Raw genomic sequence first — 24,187 nt, 5'->3', positions numbered from 1 at the left:
ATGATAGGCGCACCCCCGGTCACTGGTACGCGCGTTTCGTCGCTGCCACCCGCGGCCCGCAGCAGCGCGGGGATGCTGGTGTCGTCGAAATCATCGTCGCCGACGGCCTCGGTGAGCCGGACGCAGGCGCGGTCGAGCACGGCCCGGTAGAGGTCGGCCTTCGAGTCGAAGTGCTGGTAGAGGATCATGCGGCTGACCTCGGCTTCGGCAGCCACCGGAACACGCATCCCGCACCGGGGAGTCCGCGCTGTTCGGGGGCCCGCAGGGCGACTTCGACACCGAGCAGGCCGACCACGCCAGGATGCGCGCACTGCTGCAGCCGCACTTCTCGCCCAGGCAGATGCGCCGGCTGCGGGCCCGCGTCGAGGCGCTGACCGCCCAGCTGCTCGACGACTTGGCCGAACAAGGCCCACCGGCGGACTTGCACGCCGCGCTCGCGCTCCCGCTTCCGATCCTGGTGATCTGCGAACTGATCGGCGTGCCTGCCCTACGACGACCGCGACCAGTTCCGCGCGTGGACGCAGGCGGCGGCCGATATCACCGACCGGACGCGCTCCGAACAGGGGCTCGCCGACCTGTTCGCCTACGGCCGGCAGCTCGTCGCCCGCAAGCGCCGGGATCCCGGCGACGACATGATCTCCCGGCTGTGCGCCATCGACTCGGTGGGCGATGACGAGATCGCCATGCTTTCCATGGCCCTGCTGTTCGCCGGACACGAGACCACGGTCGTGCAGATCGGCATGGGCGCCCTGCTGCTGCTGGCCGACCCGGCGCAGTGGCGGACGCTGCTGGAACAACCCGGCCTGGCGCCGAACGCCGTGGAGGAAATCCTGCGCGCCCCTGGCCGAGGCGGCGACGGGATTCCCCGCTACGCCCGGACCGACTTCGACATCGAAGGCGTGACCGTCCACAAAGGAGACCTGGTTCTGCTGCACTCCGGGGTGGCCAACCGCGACGGGACCGCCTTCTCCGATCCCGATCGCTTCGACATCACCCGCGGGGCCACCTACCACCTGGCATTCGGCCACGGCCCGCGGTACTGCATCGGCGCCCCGCTGGCCCGCATCGAACTCCAGGCGGTGTTCGGCCAGCTGGTTCCCCGGTTCCCGACGATGCGGCTGGCCGTTCCCACCGAGGAGCTGACACTGCGCCGGGACGTGCTCACCGGCGGACTGATCGCACTCCCGGTGACCTGGTGAGCACCAGGCCGGCACGTCCGGTCCAGCGGCGCACCCGGCCGTCGCTCAGCCGGTCTTCGGCGTCGTGAGCGCCGGGGCGAGGACCCAGAGGACCCTGGTCGGACTGCCGTCGTCGGTGACGCTGGTGAACGTGTGCGCGGTGTCCCCGGCGAAGGTGAGCGCGTCGCCGGTTTCCAGGGTGAGCTCCTCCCCGGCGAGGACGACGCGGAGGCGGCCTTCGAGCACGAAGACGAACTCGACGCCGGTGGGCAGGACGTACGGTTCGTCGCCGCTGCCGCCGCCGGGGCCGATCACGCTCAGGATCGCCTGCACGCGGCGCTCGCCTTCGGGCGTCAGGAGGAACTCGCGCATGCCTTCGCCGCCGAAGCGGATGGACGGGTAGGCGTCGTGCCGGACCACTTCGCCCGCGGCGGCGGCGAAGAAGGTCGACACGGAGACCTCCAGCGCCTCGCAGAGCCGCATCAGCGACGCCACCGACGGGTTGACCTGATCGCGCTCCACTTTGGATAGATAGCCCTTGGTCAGGCCGCTGCGCTCCGCCAGTTCGGCGAGCGTCTTGCGCCTGGACAGCCGGATGGCCTTCAGCTGGGCGCCGATGCCTTCGCCGCGCTGTTCGCCGGTGGGTGCCTTGTGGGTACCTGCCACGGGTCGGGACTCCTTGCTCTCGGGCTGGAGTTCCAGGTTGCCATCCGCGCACCTATGAAACCTGTGTTTCCTATGAAAAACAAGTGTTGACTTCGGGTGTTCGCGGAGCCACGCTCCCCGTTACTTGGCGCACAGGGGAAGGGCGATGGGACATTGGCTGACACGATTCGCTTGTGGGGCGGGCGGTTTCGCACGCCGTCGGACCCCGCGCTGACCGATCTCTCCCGATCCGACCCGTCGTACTACCGGATGGCCCCCTACGACCTCGCCGGCTCCCGGGCCCACGTCCGCGAGCTGCAACGAGGGGGCATCCTCGACGAGTCCGAGTGCACCGCCGTGCTGGCCGCGATCGACGAGCTGGACGCGGACGTCCGCGCCGGCCGGGTCGCGCCGACGCCGGACGACGAGGACGTGCACACCTTCATCGAGCGGGTCCTGCTCCAGCGGCTCGGCCCGCTCGGCGGCAAGGTCAGGTCCGGCCGGTCGCGCAACGACCAGGCCGCCAACGACCTGCGCCTGTTCCTCCGGGACCGGGTGCGCACGATCGTCGCCGAGGTGGCCGACCTGCAGGACGCCCTGATCGCGCAGGCGCGGCAGCACGTCCGGTCGATCGCTCCGGGGTTCACGCACCTGCAGCCGGCGCAGCCGGTGGTGTTCGCCCACCAGCTCCTCGCCCACGCGCAGTCCTTCTCCCGGGACGTCGAGCGCCTGCAGGACTGGGACCGGCGCAGCGCCCGCTCGCCGCTGGGGGCGGCGGCGTTGGCAGGTTCCTCCGTCGCGGTGCGACCGGAACTCTCGGCGGCCGAACTCGGATACGCGGCGCCGTGCGAGAACTCCATCGACGCCGTCGCCAGCCGCGACCACGTCGCCGAGTTCCTGTTCGCCACCTCGATGCTCGCGGTCAACGTGTCGCGGTTGGGCGAGGAGGTCTGCCTGTGGACCTCGCGGCAGTTCGGCTGGGTCGTGCTCGACGACGGGTTCTCCACCGGCAGTTCGATCATGCCGCAGAAGAAGAACCCCGACATCGCCGAGCTCGCCCGCGGCAAGGCGGGGCGCCTGCTCGGCGACCTGGCCGGGTTGATGGCGGTGCTGAAGTCCCTGCCGCTGGCCTACAACCGCGACCTCGCCGAGGACAAGCGGTCCGCGCTCGACAGCGTCGACACGTTGGCGCTGGTGCTGCCCGCGATGGCGGGCATGGTGCGAACGATGCGGGTCGACGTGGACGTGCTGCGCGAGCAGGCCACCGACGGGTTCACCCTCGCGACCGAGGTGGCGGATTGGCTTGCGGAGCAAGGAGTTCCGTTCAGCGAAGCGCACGAAGTGACCGGCGCCCTGGTGCAGCTGTGCGAGGACAGGGGCATCGAGCTGGAGGAGGTGACGGACGCCGACCTGCGGTCCGTGGACGAGCGGCTGACGCCGGCGGTGCGGGATCGGCTGACACCGGAGGCGGCCGTGGCGGCCCGCACCGGCTACGGCGGGACCGCTCCGGACCGGGTCGTCGAGCAGATCGACCGGCTGGCGGCCGTCACGGCCGCGCAGCGCGGGTGGTCCGCCGCGTACGAGGGGCCGAGGTCATGAGTAGCCCTGTGTCAACCTCAGCCCTCCTCAACCGCACCCCAGGGGACCGTGACGCAAACCAGCCACGAGAAACCACGCAACGGGAGATTGGGCTGAACGCAACCGCCACTGTGAATCGCGGAGAGGCGGACCAGTCATGAGCCCGCTGCACCAGGTCGAGTCCGCGACGACGGCGGGCGCGGACTGGGAAACGGTGCCGCGCAAGCACTTCGGCCGCTGGGTCGCCGCGGTCGTCGTGCTGTCGGGCGTCGCCTGGTTCGCGCATTCCTTCGCCAACGCGCAGATCGAGTGGTCGGTGGTCCGCGAGTACCTCGCCGCACCCGTGCTGCTCAAGGGCTTGGTGCTCACGATCGTCCTGACGATCGTGGCGATGGTGCTGGGGATCGTCCTCGGCGTCGTCGTCGCGGTGATGCGGCTGTCGAAGAACCCGATCACCAGCGGCGTCGCCTGGGTCTACGTGTGGATCTTCCGCGGGACGCCGGTGTACCTGCAGCTGCTGATGTGGTTCAACCTGGCGTTGATCTTCCCGGTGGTCTCGATCCCGGGCATCTACACCGGCCGCACGGTCGAGCTGGTGACGCCGTTCGTCGCCGCCGCGCTCGGCCTGGGCATCAACCAGGGCGCCTACACCAGCGAAGTGGTGCGCGCCGGGATCCTGTCCGTCGACGAGGGGCAGCTGGAGGCGGCGCGGGCGATCGGGATGACGCGGCTGAAGGCGTTGCGGCGGATCGTGCTGCCGCAGGCGATGCGCGTGATCATCCCGCCGGTGGGCAACGAGACGATCAGCATGCTGAAGACGACGTCGCTCGCGTCGGCCGTGGGCGTCACCGAGATCGTGCTGGAGGCGCAGCACATCTACTTCGTCAACAACCGGATCATGGAGCTGCTGATCGTCTGCGCCATCTGGTACCTGGCCGCCGTGTCGGTGCTGTCCGCGCTGCAGTTCTACCTCGAACGGCACTACGCGCGCGGTGCCACGAGCCGTGCGCTGCCGCCCACCCCGCTGCAGCGGTTGCGGGCAGCCGTGCTGCGGCAGAAAGCAGGTGCGTGATGACCGCATTGGTGCGGGCCGAGGGCGTGCACAAGAGCTTCGGCGACCTGCAGGTCCTCAAGGGCATCGACCTGGAGGTCGCCGACGGCGAGGTGCTGTGCCTGCTCGGGCCCTCCGGGTCGGGCAAGAGCACCTTCCTGCGCTGCATCAACCACCTGGAGCAGATCAGCCGCGGCCGGATCTGGGTCGGCGACCAGGTCATCGGCTACGAGCCGCGCGGCGGGAAGCTCCACGAGCTGGGCGAGCGGTCCGTCGCCCGGCAACGGCAGTCCGTCGGCATGGTCTTCCAGCGCTTCAACCTCTTCCCGCACCTGACCGCGCTGGAGAACGTGATCGAGGGCCCGGTCCAGGTCAAGCGGGAAACGAAGGCCACGGCCGTCGCCCGGGCCGAGGGACTCCTGGCCCGGGTCGGGCTGGCCGACAAGCGCGACGCGTATCCGCGGCAGCTCTCGGGCGGCCAGCAGCAGCGGGTGGCGATCGCGCGGGCGCTGGCGATGGAGCCGTCGCTGCTGCTGTTCGACGAACCCACTTCGGCGCTGGACCCCGAGCTGGTCGGCGAGGTCCTCGAAGTGATGAAGGACCTGGCGAAGTCGGGCCTGACGATGATCGTGGTGACCCACGAGATCGGCTTCGCCCGCGAGGTCGCCGACCGGGTCGCGTTCATGGACGCCGGCGCGATCGTCGAGATCGGCGCGCCCGGGGCCGTGCTCGACCACCCCGAACACCCCCGCACCCAAGCATTCCTGCAGCGGGTTCTCTGACCCCCGATTCTTCGAGCGAGGTAGTCATGCTTCGAAAAGGTCCCAAGGTACTCACTGCCGCGCTGCTCGCCGGTCTGCTCGGCACGGCAGGCTGCGCGGGCGGCAGCACCAACACCGGCGCATCGAACGGCAGCGGGTTGCCCGATGTCGTGGCGCAGTCCGGGACGATCCGGATCGGGATGTCCCCGGACCTGCCGCCGATGGAGTTCCGCGACGAGGCGACCGGCCAGGTGGTCGGCGTCGACGTCGAGATCGCCAACGCCATGGCGCAGCAGCTCGGCGTCAAGGCCGAGTTCGTCGAGCAGCCCTTCGACCAGCTGCTCAACTCGGTGGCCACCGGCCGCGTCGACATCGTCATGTCCGGGCTCTCGGACACCACCGAGCGGCAGAAGACGGTCGACTTCGTCGACTACTTCCTCTCCCGCGCCCAGTTCTACTCGCTGCAGGAGCGCGCCGCGGAGTTCACCTCGCCGGAATCGTTGTGCGGCAAGAAGCTCGCGGTGAGCAAGAAGACCGACTACTACCTGATGGTGCAGAAGTACGACGCAGAAACGTGCGGCGGCAAGGGACTCCCGCCGATCGAGCTGCTGCCGACCGACTCGGGATCGGCTGCCCGCCTGCAGCTGGAGCAGCGCCGCGCGGACGTCGCGGTGCAGAGCGGCGAGAACCTGGCGTTCTTCGAGAAGAAGGACCCGGCGAAGTTCGAAACCGTCCTGGAACCGCTGCCCGGCAAGCCCTTCGGCGTGGTGGTCAAGAAGGGCGACCAGCAGATGGCCACCGCGGTGCAGAAGGCCCTGACCGCCGTCGTCGACAACGGCTCCTACCAGTCGATCCTGGACAAGTGGGGCCTCGGCTACGGGGCCACCCGGCCGGTGGTCAACGGCGTCAAGCCGTGAGCGGTGGCCGGCTGGTCTGGCGGGGCGGCGCCCGGGTGGCCGTCGCCCTCGCCTTCGACCTCGACGGGCCGACCGGGACAGCCATGCTCGACGGCAGCATCTGGCGGAAACCGGAGTACTTCACGCTCGGCTCGTACGGCCCGTGGCGGGCGCTGCCGCGGGTCCTCGACCTCCTCGACGCCGCCGGGATCCCGGCCACGTTCTTCATCCCGGCTTGGGTCGTGGAGACGTGGCCGGAGCGCTGCCAGGACGTCGTGGCGCGCGGCCACGAGGTCGCCCACCACGGCTACCGGCACGAGTCGTTCCGCGATCTCGACACCGACCAGCAGCGGCGGGTGCTCCGGCGCAGCCAGGAGATCTTCGCGGACGTGCTGGGCGCGCCCGCGGTCGGCTATCGCACGCCGTCCGGGGACTGGGCCGTCGACACCCCGCGGCTGCTGGTCGAGCACGGATTCCGCTACTCCAGTTCGATGCGCGGCGACGACCGGCCCTACCGGCACCGCATCGACGGGCGGCTGTCGCCGCTGGTGGAGATTCCGGCGCGCTGGGAGCTCGACGACTACGCGTATCTCGCGTACCACCGCAGGCCGGACTTCCCCGCCGGGCAGGACCGCATCGCCGGCTATGCGACCACCCTGGACAACTGGCGACGCGAGTTCGACGGGCACCGGGCCGAAGGGCTGTGCATGACGACCCTGTTCCACCCCAAGGTGGTCGGCAAGCCCGGGCGGCTGCAGCTGCTGGAGCGGCTCCTGACCCACATGCGCGGCCCGGGCGACGTGTGGTTCGCCACCTGCCGCGACATCGCCGAATGGCACCGCGAGGTGCAGGACGTTCCGGAGGAGGGGTGACATGGCGACGCGGACCTGGCCTCGCGGGCAGCAGTGCGCCGTGGCGGTCACGGTGGATTTCGACGGCGACCTCGCCCTGCTTTCCGCGGATCCCTCGCTGGAATCGCGGGAGAAGACGCTGTCGCAGTTCCGCTACGGCGCGACGCGCGGCGTCGACCGGCTGCTCGCGATGTTCGCCGATCTCGACGTGCCGGCGACCTGGTTCGTCCCGGGCGCGAACGCCCACGAGCATCGGGAGCTGGTGGAGCGGATCCACGCCGCCGGTCACGAGATCGGCAATCACGGCTTCGCGCACGAGGACTTCGACCGGCTCGACCTCGCCGGCCAGCTTTCCGCGATCGAAGCCGGTCAGGAGGCGCTCGCCGGGATCACCGGTGCGCGGCCCCGGGGATTCCGCGTGCCGCAGGGCGATTTCGCCCGCGGGCTCCCCGAGGCGCTGGCGGCGGCGGGAATCGATTGGTCCTCGTCGTGGCGCGGCGACGACCTGCCGTACGTCCACCCCGCCGGGCCGGTGGAGATCCCGCTGCACCACGAGCTCGAAGACGCCCCGTACTTCGTGTTCAACCTCGACCCGCCGATGCCCGCCGGCCAGTGCCGGATCGCCGGCTACGCCGACGTGCTGGACAACTGGTGGCGGGAATTCCAGGCGTACCACCGGTTCGGGCTCTGCTACGTCCTCCGCCTGCACCCGGAGGTGTCCGGAACCCCCGGGCGCATCGGGCTCGTCCGCGAGCTCCTCCGGCGCATCCGCGCCACCGGCGGGGCGTGGTTCGCGACCGGCAGCGAGATCGCGGGCTGGTGGCGCGAGAACCACCCCGTCAACGAGCCCGGGCACCCGGCCGACGTCTTCGCCCGGCTGACCGGAGGTGGTTCCGATGCCTGAGCCCACGGCAACCCGCCTCGGCGGGTTCATCGCCGGAACCGCCTTCGCAGACCTCCCCGGCAGCGTCGCGGAGAAGGCCAAGCGGCACCTCCTCGACACCCTCGGCGCGGCCCTGGCCGGTGCCAGGACACCGGAAACGGCCGGGATCACCGCAACCCTCACCACTCCGACCGCCGCAGGAGCCGCGATCTGGGGAACCGGCCTGCTCACGACGGCTCGCGACGCCGCGCTGGCCAACGGCGTGGCTGCGCACGCGCTGGAGCTCGACGACACCGGCGGCTGCGACCACTCCGGAGCGGTCGTCGTGCCCGCCGCCCTGGCCTCCCTTGCGCTGACGGACCGAGCTGTTTCCGGTGCGGAGCTGCTGGTCGCCATCGTCCTCGGCTACGACCTCGCCCGACGCGCGCTGGAGGGCTGCGGCGGTTACCAGGAGCACAACCAAGCGGGCTGGCACTCCACCGGCACCTGTGGGCCCTTCGGTTCGGCCGCCGCAGCAGCCCGCATCCTTGCGCTTGCCCCGGAAGAATGCTCCGCGGCCGTGGGTTTCGCCGCCTCGATGAGCGGTGGCCTCTGGGCGTTCGTCCACAATGGCGCCTTGAGCAAGCGCCTGCACGCGGGCCGGGCCGCGGAAGCCGGTGTCACCGCTGCTGCGCTCGCCGGAAGCGGAATCCCTGGCCCGGTCCACGCCCTCGACGACGTCTGGGGCGGATTCCTCAGCACCTTCGCGCCGGCCACCGCCGAGCACGCCGCGCTCACCGACGGGCTCGGCGTGCAGTGGCGGATCCAGCGGTGCGCCATCAAACCCCACGCGTCGTGCCGCGGCACGCACTCGGCCGTCGATGCCGTCGCGCAACTCATGCGCGACCACAGCCTGCGCGCCGACGAGATCCGCCAGGTGCGCGTCAGGCTCAGCCCGTTCCTGGCCGACATGTGCGGTGGCCGCGACACGCGAACCCTCGGCACGGCGCAGCTCAGCCTGCCGTACGCAGTCGCCGCTCAGATCGCGTTCGGCGTGGCGGACCTCGCGGCGTACGGCCCGGAGCAACGTCGCGACGAGCGGGTGCGCGCGATCATGGATTCCGTCGTGCTGGAGGTGGATTCGTCGATGCCAGCATCCGAAGAACCGGTCATCGGCCTGGTCACCGAAGGCGCCGGCTACCAGTACCGCGTCACCGATCCGCTGGGCTCGCCCACCAACCCGATCGGCGACGACGCCCTGATCGCCAAGTTCCGCCGGCTCGTCCCGGAACCGGCCGCGGAGCGCCTGGTCGACACCGTGCTGCGCCTCGACGAGCTGCCGGACGCCCGGCTGCTGCTGGACCACCTTGTCTAAGAGGCGTTTCAGAACGGTATGCGGGACGCATGGGACGCAGGACGGCGGTTTCGCGCGAAACCGACACCGGGTGTCTTCAAGATCATCCGGGCGGAGCCACCCTGAAACGACCGCCGAGCCGTCGACTCAGCCGGGCAGGTGCGTCGGCGCGAACATGCGCGGATTCGCTTGCAGCACCACGACGTTCGGGCCCGGCTCCGCCAGCGCGGCCGCGAGGTCCCGCTCCAGGTCTTCCGGCGTCGACCTGCGCGCCGGGACTCCGAAGGACTCCGCGAGCGCGACGAAATCGGGCCGGGCGAGCTCCGTCCCGAAGGTGGCCCCGAAGGCGTCGGTCATGTACTCGCGCAGGATTCCGTAGCCGCCGTCGTCCACGATCAACCAGGTCGCGTTCGACCCCAGCTGCCGCGCCGTGGCCAGCTCGCTGATGCCGTACATCGCGCCGCCATCACCGGAAACCGCCAGCACCGGACGCTGATCGCCCAGCGCGACGGCGGCGCCCAACGCGGCGGGGAACCCGTAGCCGAGCCCGCCGGCGCCCTGCGCCGACTGCATCGCGCCCGGGACGCGCGCATCGAAAGCCGACCAGGCCCAGTAAGCGAGGATCGTCATGTCCCAGAAGCTCGGCGCGTCGTCGGGCAGCGCGGCGCGAATCGCCTCGACGAGCGCGCGTTCGGTGCCCAGGTCCTGGCCGTCGAGCCGGCGCCGGATCTTCGTCAGCAGCTCGCCGGCACGCGCTTCCGCCGCGCCGTCGGGTTCGCGGGCGGAGACCGCCGAAGCCAACTCCTCCAGGGCGAGCCGCGCATCGGCGTGAACGCCCAGCGCCGGCACGTTCGCCTCCAGCTTGCCCGGGTCCGCTTCGACCTGGATGACGCGCCCGCGCGGCCGGAATGTGTGGTAGTTGCTGGACAATTCCCCGAGCCCGCTGCCGACCACGAGCAGAACATCCGCGTCGGCCAGGAAGTCCGTGGTGTGCTGATCCTCCAGCCAGGACTGCGCCGACAGCGGATGCAGCCAGGGGAACGCGCCTTTGGCGCCGAAGGTCGTCGCGACCGGGGCGCGCAGCTTCTCGGCGAGTTCCAGCAGGGCGTCCTCGGCCCCGGCGCGCACCACTCCGCCGCCTGCCAGGATCACCGGGCGCTGCGCACGATCCAGATCGGCCGCCGCGGCACTGATCAGCTCCGGCCGGGGCGCCGGTAGTTGCGGCGTCGCGGTCAGCCCGGTCACGGGCGGGACATCGACCTCGGCCAGCAGGACGTCCTGGGGGATCTCGACGTAGACCGGGCCGTGCGGCGGGGTGAGCGCGACCTCCCAGGCGCGGGCGATCGCGCTCGGGATCTGCGACGGATGCCGGGCGGTTCCGGCGGATTTCACCACCTGCGCCACGCACCCGCGCTGGTCGGGCAGTTCGTGCAGGAAACCCCGGCGCGGGCCGCCCAAACCGGCCGACGGGACCTGGCTGCCGATGACGACCACCGGGATCGAGGCGGATGCCGCCTCCTGCAGCGCGGCGAGGCTGATCAGCGCGCCCGGGCCGGTCGACACCAGCAGCGGCGCCGGACGACCGGTGGCGCAGGCGAAACCCGCCGCCGCGAACCCGGCGTTGAGCTCGGTCCGGAAACCCGCGTACCGCAGCCCGGACCCGGCCAGGGCTTGGAAGATCCCGAGCGCGTGCTGGCCGGGCTCGCCGAACGCGGTGTCCGCGCCCAACGCCGCCAGCGACTCGACGACGAGCGATCCTCCGGTGCGCATCACGCGACGAGTTCTCCCTCCACCGCTGCGGCCCTGCCGAACCGCGAAGACACCCACCATGAAACATCACGAGTTCTACGGGAAACAAGGGTTTCCCGCGCCGCCGCGCGGAAACCCGAGCGAATCGACCGCGCACCAGATCAAGTTAGACTACCCTTAATTACGATGGGGGTCGGGTGGACGGCGAAAGCGCAAGGCCCGGCGCGGAATCGCAGCGGACTCCCGGGCCCGGGTGAGCGACGTCCTGTTAGGACTGCCCCGCTCCCCTGCGAACCGCGTTCGGCGCGGGCCCGCCGAACGCCTGGAAGACCAGCGATCTGAGGGGAATCCACCATGGTCGACACCGCTTTGCACACCCAAGGCGAATCGGACTGGGTCCCCACCCAGGACGGGCGACGGCTGCACGCGATGGTCCTACCCGGCCCGCCCGACGCCGCCACGCCCACCGTCGTCTTCGAGGCCGGCTCCGGCGCCAGCCGGTCCTCCTGGGCCGCCGTCCAGCCGGAGGTCGCCCGCCACGCCCGCGCGATCGTCTACGACCGCTCCGGCCTGGGCCGCAGCGCGCCCGACCGCTCCGACCGGACTCTCCGGCGCATGGCCGACGACCTCAACGAGGTGCTCGACCACTTCGAACCCGGCCCGTTCGTCCTGGTCGGGCACAGCGCCGGCGGCCCGATCGTCCGCCTCGCCGCCGCCGGCCGGCCCGACCGGATCGCCGGGCTGGTGCTCGTCGACCCCACCGACGAGGCCGCGGAAGTGCTGTTCGGCAACAGGTTCCGCCGCGGCGAGCGCTACGCGCTGGCGGCGGGCTCGGTCCTCGCCCGGCTGGGCCTGCTCGGCCTGCCCTTCCGCCGGATGCTCGCCGAACTGCCCGACGACGTGCGCCGCGACTTCGAACGCGAGGGGTTCACCGCGGAAGTCCTGCGCACCCAGCGGCTGCAGGCCCGGACGTTCCTGGACGAACTCGCCGCCTGGCGCGGCGCCGCACCCGACCTCGGATCCATCCCGGTCACCGTCATCTCCGGCGGGCGCACCGGAAACGGCATGGGCCTCGCGATCCGCGCCGAGGCCAACGCCTCGCACGCCCACCGCGCCGCGCAGTCCCCGCAAGGCCGCCACGTCATCGCGGCACGCTCCAACCACTACGTCCCGTTCACCGAACCGGACGTGATCGTCGCCGAGATCGCCAAGCTCCTGCAGGCCGGCTAGCGGGCGCGCGGGGCCGCGGCGTCCGGCTCGGGCGTCGCGGCCGGATCGGACTTGGCGGCCCCCGGAAGCAGGGCGGCGCCGAGCACCGCGACGAGGCAGCAGCCGAGGACCCACCAGAAGGTGTCCGCGAACGCCACCGCCACGCCGAGGGCTTCCCGCTCGGCCAGCCTGGATTGGAGCACCACGGCGAGCAGAGCGGTGCCCACGGAGCCGCCGACGGTGTTGAGCATGTTCAGCGCGCACGACGCGCCGGGCAGCTCCGGCGGGAGCATCCGCCGGTAGACGGCGCTCATCACCGGGGCGCTGATCATCGCGATGCCGACGCCGCGCACCAGCAGCGCCGAGCCGAGCAGCGCGTCCGCTCCGAGCACCGCGAGGTTGGTGAGCGGGGCCGTGCCGATCGTGATGAGCGCGATTCCCGTCAGCACGAGCGTCCGCGTCGCCAGCCGGTCGATGAGGCGGTTGACCACCAGCGATCCCGCGGCGGCGCCGACGCCCTGCGGCGCGAGCAGCAGGCCCGCCTCCCACGCCGACAGACCGCGCCCTTCCTGCAGGTACAGCGGCAGGAGGAACATCGTGCCGAAGACCGAGGCGCCGAGCACCACCAGCGCGAGCGCGGCCGCGCCCAGCGGCGGCCGGGCGAACAGCCGGGGATCCAGCAGCGGAGTCCGGTCGGTCCGCAGCCCGTGCCACACGAATCCGGCGAGCATGCCCACGCCCAGCACCGCCGCGCACAGCGCCACCCCGATCGGCATGGTGCGCGCGCCGACCTCGCCGAGGCCGAACACCAGCATCGCGATTCCCGGCGAGAGCAGCGCCGCGCCGACGAAGTCGAACGGCTCCCGCCGGGTGGCCGGCGGATCCGCGGGAACGCAGCGCGGCACCAGCGCGAGCGCGACGATCCCGATCGGCAGGTTGACGTGGAACAGCCACGGCCAGTCCGCGACGCCGAGGATCGAGCCGCCGATCAGCGGCCCCAGCACCGGGGACAGCAGCGGCACCACCCCGACCACGCTGATCACCCGCCCGATCCGGCCGGGACCGGCGGCGCGGGCCAGCAGCGCCTGACCGGTCGGCGGGAGCAGCCCGCCGCCGAGGCCCTGCAACACCCGGAACACGATCAGGCTCGTCGCCGACCAGGCCAGCGCGCACAGCGCCGAGCCCAGCAGGAACAGCGCCACCGCGGCGAGCCAGGTGCGCCTGCCGCCGAACCGGCCCGCCAGCCAGCCCGACGCCGGGACGGCCGTGACCACCGCCAGCAGGTACGCCGTGGTCACCCATTGGATCTCGGTGACCGAGGCGTCGAAGTCGGCGATCAGCTCCCGGATGCCGACGCTGACGATCGTCGCGTCGAGCGTCGCCATGAACGTGCCGAGCACCAGCACGAACGCGGTGCGCCACAGGGCCGGGTCGATGCGCTCGCGAGTGGCCGCCTCAGCCATCGGTGCTCCGCAGCTGCCCGACGAACCCGGCCGCATCGGAGTCCAGCCCGCCCGCGAGCCCGGCCAGCGCGCCCAGCAGTTCCCGGCTCAGCGCCCAGGCGTCCGCCGCGGTGATGGCTTCGGGCCGGTAGCCGAGGACGCCGGCCCAGCCGTCGCCGTCCGGCACGACGGTCAGCGTCACCGGGTGGTGCGTCGCCTCGCGGAACCGGGTGCCGGTGACCGTGAGCCCCGGCGCGGGGTGGCGCAGGCGTTCGGCGTCGGCCGGGTAGTTCTCGAACACCACGAGGCTGTCGAACAGCCTGCGACGGCCGAGCAGCCGCTCCAGATCGGGCAGCGCGACGTGCTGATGGTCGGCCATGCCCTGCTGTCGCGCCTGCAGATCGGCCAACGCCTGGCCCAGCGTGCCCGCGAAGCGCGCGCGCACCGGCACCGCGTTGGCCAGCAGTCCCACGATCTCCTCGACGCCGTCGACCCCGGCCGAGCGGCCGGAGACCATCGCGCCGAAGCAGACGTCCGCGCGCCCGGAACGCGCCGCCAGCACCGCGGCCCAAGCGCCCTGCAGCAGGGTGTTGGCGGTGAGCCCGCGCACCGACCCGGCCGAGGTCAACGCCCCGACCAGTTCCGCTGGCACCTCGAACAGCACCGGCTGCGGGAACTCCCGGGCCGTGAGCGCTCCGCCGGCGGCCGCCAGGTGGTCGCCCTCGGGCAGCCCGTCGAGCTCGGCGGCCCACGCGCGGGCGTCGGCGTCGTGATCCCGCTCTGAACGCCACCTCAGGTACGAGGCGAACGGCATCGGCGCGGCCAGAGCGCTCGGCGCGCTCCCCCGCACCCGCGACGCGTAGTGGGTGAACAGCTCCGCGAGCATGCGCGGCGCGGACCAGCCGTCGGAGAGCACGTGGTGGCTGGTCAGCACCACCTCGGCCTGCTCGGGCGAAGTCCGGAGCACGGTGAGCCGCAGGGGCGGCCCGGCCGCGAGGTCGAACGGTTCCGCGAGGTCCGCGGCCAACGCTCGTTCCACCGCCCCGGGATCCACTTCGACCAGCCTGCAGTCCGGGCGCGGGTCGGCGGGGAGCACCTGCACCGCCCGGTCGGGCGGGAACACCGCGGCCAGGTTCGGGTGCCTGCGCACCAGGTCGCCGCATGCGGCGTGCAGCGCGTCGACGTCCAGCGCACCCGTGATGGAGAACGTCGATTGCACCGTGTAGGGGTCGGCGGCGCCGTCGGCCCGGTCCCGCGAGTGCCGCAGCATCAACTCCTGCAGCGGCCCGAGCGGGAGCACGTCCGCCACGCGGCGCTCGGACTCCAACCGCTCGATCGCGGCCTGGTCGAGGTCGACCAGCGGGAGGTCGGACGGCGTGAGCCCGGCTCCCGCGGCCGCGCCGGGATCGGCGGCGACGGACAGCAGTTCCGCGCGCAGGTGCTCGGCGAGCCCGGCGATCTCCCCGTCCGCGAACACCTCGCGGGGCCAGCTGAGCCGGACGCCGAGCGCGACGCCGTCGCCGTCGTCGCGCGCCAGCGCGTTGATCATGAGCTGGTGGTCCAGCGGCAGTTCTTCCCCACCGCCGGAGCCGAACGGGTCCGCGTCGGCCGGGCGCCGCCAAGCCGCGTCCTCGCCGCCGCCGGTCGGGTAGGTGCCGAGGTAGTTCCAGCTGACCTGCGGCCGGATCGCCGGGGCCGCGCCGGCGAGGATGCCGTACCCGAGGCCGTCGCCGCTCGCGTGCAGCTGTTCCTTGACCGACTTCAGCTCCGCCGCCGTGCCGCCGGCGGGCAGCGCCACGCGTGCGGGGTGGATCGCGGTGAACCAGCCGACCGTCTGCGACAGGTCCACCTGGCCGGACCGGTCCGGGGTGTGCGGCGGCCTGCCGTGGCTCTCCAGCGAGACCACCAGGTCCGCCGCTTCCCCGCGCCAGGCCCGCACGGCTCGGGCCAGCGCGGCGAGCAGCACCGGGTCCGGCGTGCACCGGTACGCGACGGGCAGCGTGGTGAGCAGGGCGCGGGTGGATTCCGGGTCGAGCCGGATCTCGTGGTGCACCAGGGTCGCGGCGGTGTCCCGCGCCGGGTCCAGCGACTTCGCGCCGAGCGGCGCCGCCGCTGCATCGGCGATATCGCGCCAATGCGGCAGCTCCGGCCGCCGCGCCTCGACCGCCGCGCGCAGCGACCGCGCCCAGCCCAGGAACGACTCCCCGTACCGGGGCAGCTCCGGCGCCGTGCCCGCGGCGGCCGCCTCGTGCGCCTGGGCGAGGTCGTCGAGCAGGATCCGCCAGGACACCCCGTCGACGACGAGGTGGTGCGCGAGCAGCACCAGCCTGCCCAGCTCGCCGGGCCCCCGGTCCAGCCAGAACGCGCGCACCAGCGGCCCGGTCCACGGGTCCATCCGGGCCTGCGCCTCGAGGATGTGCGCGTCGAGCAACGGGCGCGGGTCGTCGTCGACCGACGCGGCGATGCGGGTGAGCACGTCGGCGCCGGTGACCGCGCCGGGCTCGGGGATGCGCAGCACCGGCTCCCCGTCGACCGGGTCGACGAGGTAGCCGCGCAGCGCGTCGTGCCGGGCGAGCACGGCGTCCAGCACCGCCTGCCAGGTCGCCTCGTCGCCACCGGCGGGAACGCACACCTCCATCCACTGGCAGAACCCGGATGCGGCCGAGCCGTGGCGCAGCAGGTCGCGCATGACCGGCGTCAGCGGGACGTCCCCGGAGGCCGGAGCCGCCGTGCGGGCCTCGCTGTCGTCTTCGGCGAGGACCGCGATGCCCGCCACGGTGCCGCCCTCGAACACGTCGCGCGGGCTCACCCCCAGACCGCGGCGCCGGGCACGGGAGACCACCTGCAGCGCCACGATGCTGTCGCCGCCGACTTCGAAGAACCCGTCGTCGAGGTTGATCGCGTCGGTGCCGAGCACCTCGCGGAAGATGTCCAGCAGCAACGCCTCGGCGGGTGTTGCGGGCTCCCGCGAGGCCGCCGCCGGGCCGGGCGCGGGCAGCGCCGCACGGTCGAGCTTGCCACTGGTGTTCAGCGGCAGCGCGGTCAGCGGGAGCAGCGCGGTCGGCACCATGTAGTCGGGCAACTGGGCGGCGAGGTGCTCGCGGAGCAGCGCGGCGTCGAAATCGGCGCCGTCGGTGGGGATCACGTAGCCGACCAGCCGCCGCTGCCCCGGCTCGTCCTCGCGGACGATCACCACGCACGCGCGCACGTCCGGGTGCCGGGTGAGGGTGCTCTCGATCTCCCCGAGCTCGATCCGGAACCCGCGGATCTTGACCTGGTGGTCGACGCGGCCGATGAACACCAGCTGCCCGTCCGGCCGCCACCGCACCAGGTCGCCGGTGCGGTAGGCCCGCGAGCCCGGCGGGCCGAACGGGTCGGCGACGAACGCCGCCGCCGTGAGGTCCGGCCTGCCGACGTAGCCGCGGGCCACGCCCGGGCCGCCGAGGTACAGCTCGCCGGTGACGCCGGTCCCGACCGGCTGCAGGCCCTCGTCCAGCACGTACGCGCGCACGTTGGGATCGGGGCGGCCGATCGGCAGCGGTCCCGCGTCGTCGGGGTCGTACCTCCAGGTCACCGCGTTGATCGTGACCTCGGTGGGTCCGTAGCAGTTGAACAGCGCGCGCCGGTTTCCCCAGCGCCGCGCCAGCGCGGGGTCCAGCCGTTCCGCGCCGACCATGAACATCACGCCGGGGTCGACCTCGGCGTCGTCGGGCATCGCGGTCAGGAAGGACGGCAGCAGATTCAGCGCGGTCACCCGGTGTTCGGCGGCGTAGTCGAGGATCTCGTCGCCGGGGATCCGCACCTCCTCCGGCGCGATCACCAGCGTGCCGCCGGAGAGCAGCGGCATCATCGTCTGGAAGAACGCGACGTCGAAGCTAGTCGAGGCGAAGTGCAGGTAGCGGTCGCGCTCGGTGATCCCGAACGTCTCCTCCTGCAGCGCGACCAGGTCCGGGATGCCGCGGTGGGGCACCGCGACGCCCTTCGGCCGCCCCGTCGTGCCGGACGTGTAGATGATGTAGGCCAGCGCGTCCTCGGTGAGGCCGCGGCGCGCGTCCGCCGGGTCGGCGTCCCACTCGGCGGGGCCGTCCGGCGCGGCGCCGTCCAGCGACAACACCCGGAGATCCGAGGGCAGGCCGCCGTCGAGGCCGGCCAGCACGTCCGAGGTGATCACGGCCGCGGCCGGGACGACATCGCCGAGCAGGTAGGCCCGCCGGTCGGCCGGGTAGCCCGGGTCGACCGGGACGTACACCGCGCCCGCCTTGAGCACGCCGAACAGCGCCACGACCTGTTCCACGTCCCGGCCGAGCAGCACCGCGACCGGGTCCTGCGGGCGAACTCCGGCGGCCAGCAGCGCGTGCGCCAGCCGGTTCGCGCGCCGGTCCAGCTCGACGTAGCTGAGCACCCGGTCGCGGCACACCACGGCCTCGGCGTCCGGCTTGCCACCCACCCACTTCGCGAACCGCGCCAGCACGCTGCCGTAGTCGTGTGCGGGCGCGGCCCCGGCGCCCGCCGCCAGCAGGTCACGCCGCTCGGCGGGTTCCAGCATCGGCAGCCGGTTGACGGGCCGGTCCGGGTCGGCGACGAGTTCCCGCAGCAGCGCGAGCAGCCAGCGGCCGTAGTCGCGGACGGTCGCCTCGTCGAAGGCGTGCGACTGGTAGCCGAGCCCGATGACGATCTCGTCCTCGGGGATGACGACCACGGTCAGCGGGTAGTGCGTGGCGTCGGTGATGTCCACGCCCGCCAGTTCCAGGCCCGGCGCGAGCGGCGTGCGCTGCCTGCTGGAGAGCGGGAAGTTCTCCATCACGAGCATCGTGTCGAACAGCTCGCCCGCGCCGACGGCGCGCTGGATGTCCGGCAGGCCCACGTGGTGGTGATCGGCGAGGGCGACGCTGCGTTCGTGCACGTGGGAGAGCAGCCGTGCGGCGGTGTCGCCCGCGGCGTGCCGAACCCGGACCGGGATGGTGTTGCCCAGCTGCCCGATCATCGCGGCCACGCCGTCCACCTCGGCGGGCCGGCCCGACACGGGGCAACCGAAGACCACGTCGCGCCGACCGGTGAGCCTGCCCAGCAGCACGCCCCACGCCGTCTGCAGCACGGTTGTCAGGGTGATGCCCCTGACCTGCGCGAACGCGCGCAGTTCGGCGCTGAACCCGGCGCCGAGCTCGATCGCGACCCGGCCCGGCCGGTCCACCCGGGACGTCGGGTTCGCCGGTGCCAGCCGGGTTCCCTCGTCGATCCCGGCCAGCTCGTCCTGCCAGGCCCGCAGCGCGGCCTCGCCGTCCCTGCGGGCCAGCCAGCGGAAGTACTCGACGAGCGGTGGCGCGGTCGGCACCGGATCGCCGCCGCCGAGCTCGGCGTAGATCGCGAGCAGGGTCCGCCCGACCAGCGGCATCGACCAGCCGTCCAGCAGCGCGTGGTGGTTGGTGATGAGCAGCCGGTGTTCGGTCTCGCCGAGCTTGCACAGCAGGAACCGGATCAGCGGCGGCCGCGCCGGGTCGAAGGGGCGGTCGAGCTCCGCGCGGGCATGCTCGGTGAGCGCGCGCTCCCGCTCTTCCGGAGAGCTCGCCGACAGGTCGGCCTCGCGCCAGTGCAGGTCCACGTCCGCGGGCACGACCTGCATGACCTCGCCCGCCGCGGTCGTGTCCAGGTAGACCCGCAGCGCGGGGTTGCGGCGCAGCAGTTCCGCCGCCGCGCCCGCCAACCGCTCCGGCTCCAACGCGCCGGCCAGGTGGGTCATCGCCTGCACGACGTACACGTCGGCGTCGGTATCGGCGCGCACCATGCTGTGGAAGGACAGCCCGACCTGCAGCGGGGTTGCGGGCAGCACGTCCGCGATCGGCCGGGCGGCCTGCATCGCGTCGACACCGGCCTGGTCGAGGTCCACCAGCGGAAGGTCTGAGGGCGTGAGTCCGCCTTCGCCGGCGCCGAGGCCCTCGGCGTGCGCGGCCAGCGCGTCGAGCGCGGTCGCGAACGCGCGCTGCAGCTCGGCCACGTCGTCGGGGGTCAGCACGAGCCCGGCGGCGGTCCACTCGACGGCGAGGCGGGGCGCGTCGGCCTCGTGCACGAAGCAGTTCAGCGCCAGCACCTGCTCCAGCGCCTTGTCCGGCGGTTCCAGCACGGCGAACGGGTCGCCGTCGGGCAGCCGCCAGCCCCCGCCCGGCAGCGGGGCGAACCGGCCGAGGTAGTTGAGCAGCACGTCCGGCGGCGGCGTCGCGCCGAGCTCGGTCCGGGTCTCGGGGTCGAGGTGGCGCAGCACGCCGTAGCCGATGCCGCCGTCCGGGATCGAGCGCTTGGCCTCCTTGGCCGCGCGCAGCAGCCGCCCGGCCGCCGGGCCGCCGGCCAGCGCTTCGGCGAAGTCCGCATCGGCGGCCACCGCATCCGCCGGCACGCGGACCGGGTACTCGCTGGTGAACCAGCCGACCGTGCTGGAGAGGTCCGCACCGTCCACGAGCGGTTCCCGGCCGTGCCCCTCCATCGTGACGGTCGCGGCGTCGGTGCCGGGCCGCACGGAGCGCAGCGCGAGCACGAGCGCGGCCAGCAGCACCTCGTCGACCCCGGCGCAGTAGGCCTCCGGCAGCGCGGTCAGCACGGCCGCAGTGGCCTCCGGCGTGGCCGTGGTCGTGCTCCGGAATCCCGTCTTGACCGTGTCCAGCCGCTGGTCCAGCGCGCGGCTGCCGAGCCGGACCGCGGCTTCCGCCGCCCGGCGCCAATCCGCGAACTCGCCGCGTCGAGCCCCCTGCTCGCCCTGCTCCGCAAGGAGAGTCGCGTGCCGCCGCCAGGACGTGCCTGCCGGGGAGAGCTCGGCCTTAGTGCCGTCCGCCGCGGCCTGGCACGCCGCGTGCAGGTCCGGCAGCAGCACCCGCCAGGACACGCCGTCGACGATCAGGTGATGGGCCAGCACTAGGAGCCGATCGGGCACGCCCGCCTCGGTGCGCACCAGCGCCACCCGGAGCACCTCGCCCGCGCGCGGGTCCAGCTCGGCCGCCAATTCCTCGGCGATACCGGCGATATCCGCCGAACTCGGCACCTCGCGGACGACGCGTTGCGCGGGCACCGCCCCGAGCGGGCGCACGGTCAGCGCGTCCGCGCCCTCGGCGCGCAGCCGCAGCGCGTCATGCCGGTCGAGCACGGCCTGGACGCCGACGACGAGGTCTCCCATCGCGAGGCCCTCCGGCACGTGCAGCGCGGTCCACTGCGCGTAGCCCGCCACGACGTCGACGTCCGGGTGCGGGTCGAGCAGTCCCCGGACGATCGGCGGCGCGGGCACCGGCCCGGTCGGGTCGTCCGGAACCTGCGCGGGCTCGTCCGCGATCTCCTCCGCCGAGGCCGCGAGCGCGGCGAGGGTGCGGCGCGCCAGCAGGTCGCGGGGCCGGAGGTGCAGGCCGTGCGCCCGGAGCCGGGCGCTGACGGTGATCGCCGAGATGCTGTCGCCGCCGAGGCCGAAGAAGTCCTCGTCGACCCCGACCTCGTCGGCGCCGAACACCTCCGAGACGACCGAGCAGAGCAGGCGCTCGCGCTCGGTGCTCGGCGCGCGGCCGGACTCGATCCGCGGCGCGGGCAGCGCCGCCCGGTCCAGCTTGCCGTTGATCGTCACCGGCAGTTCGTCGAGCAGCACGACGGCCGACGGGACCAGCGCGTCCGGCAGCCGCTCGGCGACGGCGGTGCGCACCGCCTCCGGGCTGAGCGATGCCCCGTCCGACGGCACGGCGTAGCCGATCAGCCTCGGCCGCTCGCCGTCGGTGTTCAACACGGCCGCCGCCGCGCTCACCCCGGCGACCGCGGCGAGCGCGGCCTCGACCTCGCCGATCTCGACCCGGTAGCCGCGGATCTTCACCTGCCCGTCGCCGCGCCCCAGGTACTCCAGGCCGCGGCCGGGCACCCAGCGGGCGAGGTCGCCGGTGCGGTAGGCGCGGTCGCCGGGCGCGCCGAACGGATCGGCGACGAACCGCTCGGCGGTGGTCGCGGGCAGGTTCAGGTAGCCGCGGGCCAGGTGCGGCCCGGCCAGGTACAGCTCGCCGATCGCGCCCGGCGCGACGGGTCGCAGCGCGGCGTCCAGCAGATAGATGCAGGTGCCCGCGAGCGGCCGCCCGATGGTGTGTTCGGCACCGTCGATCACCGCGGCGGTGGCGTCCACGGTCGCCTCCGTCGGGCCGTACAGGTTGCGCCCCGGCACCGGCGAGTCGGCGACGCGCTGCCACAGGGCGCCCGGTGTGGCCTCGCCGCCGAGCACGAGCAGCGACGGCCGGTGGTCTTCGGCGTCCAGCAATCCCGCATCCACCAGCGGCGCCGCCATCGACGGCGTGGTGTCCACGACGTCGATCCGGTCCTCGCGGTAGGCGGCGAGCAGCGCGTCGGCGTCCTTGGCGAGCTCGACGTCGTAGAGGTGCAGCTCGTGGCCGCACAGCAGCCAGAGCAGCTGGTCGAGGGAGGCGTCGAAGGCGAAGGAGTAGGTGTGCGCCGTGCGCAACCGCCGCCCCGCCTGCCGGTGCGTCTCGGCCACGACGGTGCTGCGGTTGTGGTGCAGGAGACCGGCGAGCGCGCCGACCCGGCCCAGCACGCCCTTCGGCCGGCCCGTCGAGCCCGACGTGTAGATCACGTAAGCGAGGTGCTCGGGGTGTCGCGGCGCCGCCAGTTCGTCGTCCGCCAGCGGGGTATCGGCGTAGCCCGAGAGTTCGGCGGTGAACTCCGCGGCGTGCAGGTCCACTTCGGCGTCGAGCCCGGTTTCCCCACTGGTGAGCAGCAGGGCGGGGCGAGCGTCCGCGAGCAGCTCGCGCAGCCGCTCCGGCGGATGCGCGAGGTCCAGCGCCAGGTACGCGGCACCCGCGTCCTGCGCCGCGAGCAGCGCCACGACCAGGTCGACAGAGCGGGGCAGCGCGAGCGCCACCACGTCGTCCGGGCCGATGCCCCGCGCCCGCAATGCGCGGGCGAGCCGGTGCACCCGCACGGCGAGTTCCGCGGCGGACAGCCTCTCGGAGCCGTGCACCAGCGCGGTCCGCTCCGGTTCCGCGGCCGCGAGCTCGTTCAGGGCGGTCGGGACGTCGACCGGTTCGCCCGGCAGCGCGGGCACCGACCACTCGGCGAGCAGCTCTTCCCGCAGGGCCGGCGCCATCAGCTCCACCTGCCCCACGGCCGGGGCGTCATCGGCGGTGAGCTGCGCCAGCAGCCCGCGCAGCGCGGCGAGCCTGCCGTCCACATCGGACTGGGTGTTGGTGCGCGCGTCCACCTCGAAGCCGAGCAGCAGGCCGCCGTCGGCGGTCGGCAGCACGCTCAGCCCGAGGTCCTCCGGCGGCCCGCCCGCGATGTTGCGCATCACGCCGGTCGCGCCGCCGAAGTCGATGGTCAGGTCGAACGCCTTGAGGTTGATGCCCCGGCCGTGCAGCAGCGCGCCGGCACCCGGCGCGACGAGGTCCTGCGGCAAGTTCTCGCCCCGGTAGCGCTGGTGCCTGCGCATGTCGCGCATCGCCTTGGCCACCCGGCGGCTGAGTTCGGGAAGCCGGTCGCCGCCGCGCACGGGCACCCGCAGGGGCAGCACGTTCACCGCCATCCCGGGGGTGCGCAGGCCGGAACCGAACCGGCACATCAGCGGCAGCGCGAACACCACGTCCGACTCCCCCGACACCCGGTGCACGAACGCGGCGTAGCAGGCGATGAGCACTTCGCCCCAGCTGGTGCGCGCCGCTTCGGCGACCGCGTGCAGCCTCGCCACCTCGTCGGCGGGCAGGACCGCACGCGCGACCAGCGTTTCGTCCGCGGGCCCGGTGGGCTCGTCCACCGCGGTGGCCAGCTCCGGCAGCGGGGTGAGCACGTCGCGCCAGTAGTCGCGGTCGGCCGCGAACCGCTCGCCAGCGAGGTACTCCCGGTCCGCCTCGACGAGCTCGGCGAACCGGCCGAACGGCGACGGCGAGACCTCGACGCCCTTCATCCGGGCGGTGTAGTGCTCGGCGGTGCGACGAGCCAGCATCGCCGCGCTGTAGCCGTCGAACACCAGGTGGTGGCCGAGCTGCGTGTACCAGACCTCGCGGTCGGAGAGCCGCAGCACGGTCCGGGTGTAGAGCCTGCGGCCCACCATCTCCCGGCACTCCGCGGCCAGCCGTCCGCGCTCGGCCGCGATGTACGCCTCCGCGGCGGCCGCCGGGTCGGCTTCGGCCCGCAGGTCGACGATCTCGGGCAGTTCGGTCGGGCCTTCGTCGATGTACTGGCGCGGCCCGTCCGGGGTCTCGAACACCCGCAGCCGCAGGCTCTCCGCCTCGTCGGTGGTGGCCCGCACCGCATCGGCCAGCGCGTCCACGTCGATCGGGTCCGGCCCGGAGAGCTCCACCACGTCGCCGACGACGTAGTACGGCGAGTCCGGCTCTAGCCGCTGCGCGTTCCAGACGCCGAGCTGCGCGCGGGTCAGCTCCATCGCCTGGTCCCTCGGCAACTCGGCGGGAGTGCGGGACTCGATGCTGGCAGTGCTCAACGCGGGCTCCTGGGGATGACAACGACCAAGGTCATCGTTAGCTTAGGCTAAGCTAAGACAATCTCAAGCGAACGTCACGCCGATCTCACCCGCGGCCTCGGCGGTGCGAACCCGGTCCCGCAGTTTCAATGGAAACTGCGGTCCTTCGGCGT

General features: G+C 73.0%; 14 protein-coding genes. 9 read left to right on the top strand and 5 right to left on the bottom strand.

Translation table 11 applies throughout. The features are described 5' to 3' along the window. Window positions 1–184: 184 nt before the first annotated feature. Window positions 185–427, bottom strand: coding sequence for a hypothetical protein (locus tag AB0H93_RS30115; RefSeq protein WP_358576843.1), 243 nt, complete (start codon window positions 425–427; stop codon window positions 185–187). A gap of 205 nt (window positions 428–632) precedes the next feature. Here AB0H93_RS30115 and AB0H93_RS30110 point away from each other — a divergent pair, with 205 nt between their 5' ends. Then, on the top strand, window positions 633–1,199 hold the full coding sequence (locus AB0H93_RS30110) for a cytochrome P450 (protein WP_358576841.1): 567 nt from the start codon (window positions 633–635) through the stop codon (window positions 1,197–1,199). 45 nt (window positions 1,200–1,244) lie between these two features. On the opposite strand, the gene AB0H93_RS30105 is transcribed toward AB0H93_RS30110, so the two are convergent. After that, entirely contained in the window at window positions 1,245–1,844 is a 600-nt protein-coding gene (locus AB0H93_RS30105; RefSeq protein ID WP_358576839.1) for a helix-turn-helix domain-containing protein, read from the bottom strand. A gap of 153 nt (window positions 1,845–1,997) precedes the next feature. Here AB0H93_RS30105 and argH point away from each other — a divergent pair, with 153 nt between their 5' ends. The 7 genes from argH (at window position 1,998) to AB0H93_RS30070 (ending at window position 9,197) form a co-directional block, all read left to right on the top strand. After that, window positions 1,998–3,422, top strand: a complete 1,425-nt coding sequence (argH, locus tag AB0H93_RS30100; protein ID WP_358576837.1) for an argininosuccinate lyase — start codon at window positions 1,998–2,000, stop codon at window positions 3,420–3,422. 136 nt (window positions 3,423–3,558) lie between these two features. Then, complete coding sequence (locus tag AB0H93_RS30095; RefSeq protein ID WP_358576834.1) at window positions 3,559–4,473, top strand: amino acid ABC transporter permease; 915 nt, start codon at window positions 3,559–3,561, stop codon at window positions 4,471–4,473. Next, window positions 4,473–5,234, top strand: coding sequence for an amino acid ABC transporter ATP-binding protein (locus AB0H93_RS30090; RefSeq protein WP_358576832.1), 762 nt, complete (start codon window positions 4,473–4,475; stop codon window positions 5,232–5,234). The genes AB0H93_RS30095 and AB0H93_RS30090 overlap by 1 nt, the downstream gene beginning before the upstream one ends. 26 nt (window positions 5,235–5,260) lie before the next feature. Further along, a complete protein-coding gene (locus AB0H93_RS30085; RefSeq protein WP_358576830.1) occupies window positions 5,261–6,130 on the top strand; it encodes an ABC transporter substrate-binding protein in 870 nt (289 codons plus the stop codon). Further along, window positions 6,127–6,981 (top strand): polysaccharide deacetylase, encoded by an 855-nt coding sequence (locus tag AB0H93_RS30080; protein ID WP_358576828.1) that lies wholly within the window; start codon window positions 6,127–6,129, stop codon window positions 6,979–6,981. The genes AB0H93_RS30085 and AB0H93_RS30080 overlap by 4 nt, the downstream gene beginning before the upstream one ends. Before the next feature lies 1 nt (window position 6,982). Beyond that, window positions 6,983–7,864 carry a polysaccharide deacetylase gene (locus AB0H93_RS30075; RefSeq protein ID WP_358576826.1) on the top strand — a complete coding sequence of 294 codons (882 nt, stop codon included), beginning with the start codon at window positions 6,983–6,985 and terminating at the stop codon, window positions 7,862–7,864. Beyond that, window positions 7,857–9,197 (top strand): MmgE/PrpD family protein, encoded by a 1,341-nt coding sequence (locus tag AB0H93_RS30070; protein WP_358576824.1) that lies wholly within the window; start codon window positions 7,857–7,859, stop codon window positions 9,195–9,197. Before AB0H93_RS30075 ends, AB0H93_RS30070 begins: the two co-directional genes overlap by 8 nt. A gap of 126 nt (window positions 9,198–9,323) precedes the next feature. Here the strand turns inward: AB0H93_RS30070 and AB0H93_RS30065 are convergent, their stop codons facing one another. Beyond that, complete coding sequence (locus AB0H93_RS30065; protein ID WP_358576938.1) at window positions 9,324–10,946, bottom strand: thiamine pyrophosphate-binding protein; 1,623 nt, start codon at window positions 10,944–10,946, stop codon at window positions 9,324–9,326. A 333-nt stretch (window positions 10,947–11,279) separates the two neighbouring features. On the opposite strand from AB0H93_RS30065, the gene AB0H93_RS30060 reads away from it, so the two are divergent. Further along, complete coding sequence (locus AB0H93_RS30060; RefSeq protein WP_358576821.1) at window positions 11,280–12,155, top strand: alpha/beta hydrolase; 876 nt, start codon at window positions 11,280–11,282, stop codon at window positions 12,153–12,155. On the opposite strand, the gene AB0H93_RS30055 is transcribed toward AB0H93_RS30060, so the two are convergent. After that, window positions 12,152–13,597 (bottom strand): DHA2 family efflux MFS transporter permease subunit, encoded by a 1,446-nt coding sequence (locus AB0H93_RS30055; protein ID WP_358576819.1) that lies wholly within the window; start codon window positions 13,595–13,597, stop codon window positions 12,152–12,154. The genes AB0H93_RS30060 and AB0H93_RS30055 overlap by 4 nt on opposite strands. After that, entirely contained in the window at window positions 13,590–23,978 is a 10,389-nt protein-coding gene (locus AB0H93_RS30050) for an amino acid adenylation domain-containing protein (RefSeq protein WP_358576936.1), read from the bottom strand. The genes AB0H93_RS30055 and AB0H93_RS30050 overlap by 8 nt, the downstream gene beginning before the upstream one ends. Window positions 23,979–24,187 lie beyond the last annotated feature (209 nt).

The sequence above is a fragment of the Saccharopolyspora sp. NPDC050642 genome (genome assembly GCF_040654735.1).
GTDB lineage: Bacteria > Actinomycetota > Actinomycetes > Mycobacteriales > Pseudonocardiaceae > Saccharopolyspora > Saccharopolyspora elongata.
This window is presented reverse-complemented; position numbering and strand designations above follow the sequence as displayed.